Source organism: Parafrankia colletiae (genome assembly GCF_001854655.1).
Classification (GTDB): domain Bacteria; phylum Actinomycetota; class Actinomycetes; order Frankiales; family Frankiaceae; genus Parafrankia; species Parafrankia colletiae.
In genome coordinates this window covers 1-3,913 of the sequence record NZ_MBLM01000066.1, presented here as the reverse complement: position 1 = coordinate 3,913, position 3,913 = coordinate 1, and the positions used below count along the sequence as shown (strand labels likewise).

4 protein-coding genes are annotated in these 3,913 nt (G+C 71.3%); 2 read left to right on the top strand and 2 right to left on the bottom strand.

Annotation, left to right across the window (positions count from 1 at the left end):
* Positions 1-137 precede the first annotated feature (137 nt).
* Positions 138-1,091 (bottom strand): aquaporin, encoded by a 954-nt coding sequence (locus CC117_RS09135; protein ID WP_241829956.1) that lies wholly within the window; start codon positions 1,089-1,091, stop codon positions 138-140.
* Positions 1,092-1,269: 178 nt separating this feature from the next.
* On the opposite strand from CC117_RS09135, the gene CC117_RS09130 reads away from it, so the two are divergent.
* Together CC117_RS09130 and CC117_RS09125 are read left to right on the top strand one after the other, a co-directional pair.
* Positions 1,270-2,472, top strand: a complete 1,203-nt coding sequence (locus tag CC117_RS09130; RefSeq protein WP_071083321.1) for a cytochrome P450 — start codon at positions 1,270-1,272, stop codon at positions 2,470-2,472.
* A gap of 42 nt (positions 2,473-2,514) precedes the next feature.
* A complete protein-coding gene (locus tag CC117_RS09125; protein ID WP_071083324.1) occupies positions 2,515-3,165 on the top strand; it encodes a TetR/AcrR family transcriptional regulator in 651 nt (216 codons plus the stop codon).
* A 26-nt stretch (positions 3,166-3,191) separates the two neighbouring features.
* Here CC117_RS09125 and CC117_RS09120 read toward each other — a convergent pair whose 3' ends face one another.
* The gene (locus CC117_RS09120; RefSeq protein ID WP_071083323.1) at positions 3,192-3,908 is read right to left on the bottom strand and encodes an Fpg/Nei family DNA glycosylase; all 717 of its coding nucleotides are present in this window, start codon (positions 3,906-3,908) and stop codon (positions 3,192-3,194) included.
* Positions 3,909-3,913 lie beyond the last annotated feature (5 nt).

Genomic DNA, 3,913 nt, shown 5'->3' with positions numbered 1-3,913 from the left:
CAGCTCAGAAACGAACGCCTCTGCATCAACGGCACCTGAACCAGACCGGAACGGAACCAGACCGGAACGGCGACGCAGCCACGCAGCGGGCAGGCGCCACGCACAGTCCAGCGCCTGCCCGGTTGTCGGCCCCTCGTTCAGGACCGACCACCGATGAGCCGCGCGGTCTCCCGCGCGATCTTCTGCAGAGACTCGTCCGGCAACGGAGTGGCCAGTTTCGGGCTGACCGGCCCGCGCGGCCGCAGTACGGCATGCACGCCGGCGGCCAGCAGTGCCCCGATCAGCGGGGCGACGATGAACAGCCAGAGCTGGCTGAGAGCCCAGCCGCCGCTGAGCAGCGCCGGCCCGATGCTGCGTGCGGGGTTGACGGACGCGCCGTCGACGGGAATGGCGACCAGGTTGGCGACGCCCAGCGCCACACCGATCGCCAGTCCGGCGACACCAAGCGGCGCCCAGAGGTCGGTGGCCACGAGAACGGTGAGAACCAGCAGCGCGGTGACGATGATCTCGATGACGAATGCGCCCGCCCAGCCGAAGCCGCCGGGTGAGTGCACACCAAAGCCGTTGGCTCCCAAACCCTGCGCGGAGGCCGAGTATCCGACGGCATTGGTGTCGGCGATGAACCACACGACCGCGGCCGCGAGAACAGCGCCCAGGCACTGCGCGATGATGTAGCCGACCGCGAGCCGCGGCCCGATCCGGCGGGATGCCAGCAGCCCCACCGTCACCGCCGGGTTCACATGGCACCCGGAGATGGGACCGATCGTGTAGACGAGAGCCAGGAGCGTCAGGCCGAACGCCAGGGCCACCTCCAGCACGCCCACACCGGTCCCACCCAGCACGGCTGTGCCCAGCCCGGCCAGGATCAGCGCAAAAGTCCCCAGCCCCTCGGCGAAATACCGTCTCATTTCTACCCGTCCGATCCAGATGGCGATGTCACCCCAAATGGCGATTTCACCATGGCGATGCCACCGAACTCTCACCGAATGACGATCATGCGAAGAGGCGGGTACCCGTGGTCTCGGCCTCACCCGTTCCGGGTGACCTGAAACGTCACCCGGCGCCGCGCCGTGGAAGCGGATGACCGACAATTCCGAGATATCCCGCAGCTGGCCCGAGACCTTCGGAACTCGTGCGGCAGCAGCCCTGACGGGCAGCCAGACACCACGGGGAATACCGCCTCCGTATTACGGGGAAGCAGTACTGCGTGTGCATCCTCAGCGCCGCCTGGAACGAATCTCCGTGGAACGAGCCCGGCCGGGACGAGCGATGACGGCCGCCGCCACCCGGCGCTCGCTGCCCGACCTGCTCGCCTGGATGGACCGGCTGCGCCAGCGCGGCACCGTCCACCACGACGCCAGCCAGCAGTGCTGGCAGGTCCTCGGGCATCCCGAGGCCAGCACGGTCCTGGCCGAGCACACCATCTTCTCCTCCGACGTCGGCGATCTGGCACCGCGGTCGGCCGAGATCGAGCTGTTCCAGCGGGGCAACTTCCTGCGCATCGACCCGCCCGAGCACCGGCGGCTGCGTGGCCTGGCCAGCCGCGCGTTCACCCCGAGAACCGTCACCGGGCTGGCCCCGCACATCGCCGACATCACCAGCGAGCTGCTCGACGCCATCGGTGATCGCGGCCGTATCGACCTCATCGACGAGCTCGCCTACCCGCTGCCGGTGATCGTGATCGCCGAGCTCCTCGGCCTGCCAGCGGGCGACCGGCCGATGTTCCGGCGCTGGGCCGACCTCATGTTCGATCGCGCCGCGACCAACCCGGACGAGCCGCTGACCAGACTCGCCGAGGCGAACATCCGCGCTGTCACGCCCGTGGTGCGGGACATGAACGCCTACCTGCTCGAACACATCCGCCGCGCCCGGTCCCATCCGGGGGATGACCTCACCGCCCGGCTGGTCCAGGCGGAGATCGACGGCCAGCGGCTCGTCGACGAGGAGATCGTCGGTTTCGTCGGCCTGCTGCTGCTCGCCGGGCACATCACCACCACCGCCACGCTCGGCAACACCGTCCTGACCCTTGACCAGCACCCCTGGGCTGCCGCCGAGGTGCGGGCCGACGCCGATCTGCTGCCCGCCGTCATCGAGGAGTCCCTGCGGCTGCGGACCCCGTTTCCGCGCCTGCTGCGCCGGACGTCCCGCGCAGCCGAGCTCGGCGGCTCGGACATCCCCGCCGGTTCGATGGTCGCCGTCTGGCTCGCGGCGGCCAACCGGGACGAGCGGGTCTTCCCCGACCCCGACCGGTTCGACCCGCACCGCTCGCCGAACCCACACCTGGCCTTCGGGCACGGCATCCACTTCTGCCTCGGCGCACCCCTGGCCAGGCTGGAGGCGCGGATCGCACTCGGCCTCCTGCTGACGCGCTACCGCGACATCCAGGTGGCCACCGACGCCCCCGTCGAGCAGCGCGACCCCTGGACGATGGTCAGCCTGAACAAGCTCCCGTTGGACGTCCGGCGGCGGTGAGCGGGCCCGGAGGCGATGGTCACGGTCTGCCACACTGCAGGCATGGTGTCTTCGCGTCCGCCGCAGCCGCGGACCCGCCGGAGCGGGCGGCCCAGCAGGGAGGAGACCGAACGGCTCGACCGGGACGTCCGCCAGCACGCGCTGCGGCTCTTTCTCGACCTCGGCTACGAGGGCACGTCGATGGACGCGATCGCACGCGCCGCGGGCACCACCAAGGCGTCTCTCTACGCCCGCTACCCGAGCAAGGAAGCCGTGTTCAACGCGGTGTTCGAGTGGGCGATGGCGCGACGGGACTGGCCCGTCCCCGACCCGGAGGCTCCCGGCCTCGGTGATCTGGAGGGCGCCCTCAACGCGATCGCCGACGCCGCGGTACGGCGCGCCCTCGATCCGACCATGATCAAATTCAGTCGGATCGCCATCGCCCAGGCCTCCCGCTTCCCCGCGCTGGCCCGGCACGGCCAGATGGTCGCGTTCTGGCCCCGCCACCAGCTCGTCGCGGACCTGCTGCGCAGGCACGCCGCCACCGGTGCGATCGCCGCCGAGGATCCGGGCGCCCTCGCCGAGCACTTTCTCGGCATGGTCTCCAGCACGCCCGCGCGGCTCGCCTCGTTCGGGATCATCCGTGCCCCCGAGGAGCAGGAACGGCACACCCGTGAGATCGTCCGGCTGTTCCTGCGCGCCCTGCGCCCCTGACCCGCCCGGACGGGCGGGCGGGCGGCTCAGCCGGGGACGGCCCCGGCGGGGGCCTGGCAGCGTGGGCACCAGAACAGGTTGCGCCCCGCCAGCCGGGTGCCCCGCACGTCCGTCCCGCAGACCAGGCAGGCCTGCCCCGACCGGCGGTAGACGTACACCTCGCCGCCGTGCTCGTCGACCCGCGGTGGACGTCCCATCGCCTCCGGCATGTGCTCTGGCCGCACCGTGTCGATCCGCCCCGACCGGACCCCGTCCGCCATCAGCAGGACGAGGTCGTCCCAGATCTGCTCCCACTGCGGCGGGGTGACATCCCGGCCCGGCAGGAACGGGTCCACGCCTGCGCGGAACAGCACCTCGGCCCGGTAGATGTTGCCCGGCCCCGCCACCACCGCCTGGTCCATCAGCAGCTGGGCGATCGCGGTACGGCTGCGGGCGATCTTTCGGCGGGCCGGCTCCGGATCGGCGTCGACACGCAGCGGATCCGGGCCCAGCCGGTCCAGCAGCGCCTTCACCTCGCCGGGTTCGAGCAGCTCACAGGTGTTCGGCCCGCGCAGGTCAGCCCACCCGGTACCGGAGGTCAGCCGCAGCCGGACGGCCCCGGTCGGTTCCGGCGGCGGCCCCGCGCCCAGCTGGCACTTGCCATAGATCCCGAGGTGGATGTGCAGCACCCGGTCGTCGTCGAAGCGGAGCAGCAGATGCTTGCCGTACGCCTCGGCCTCGGTGAGCACCCGCCCGTCCAGCAGGCCTG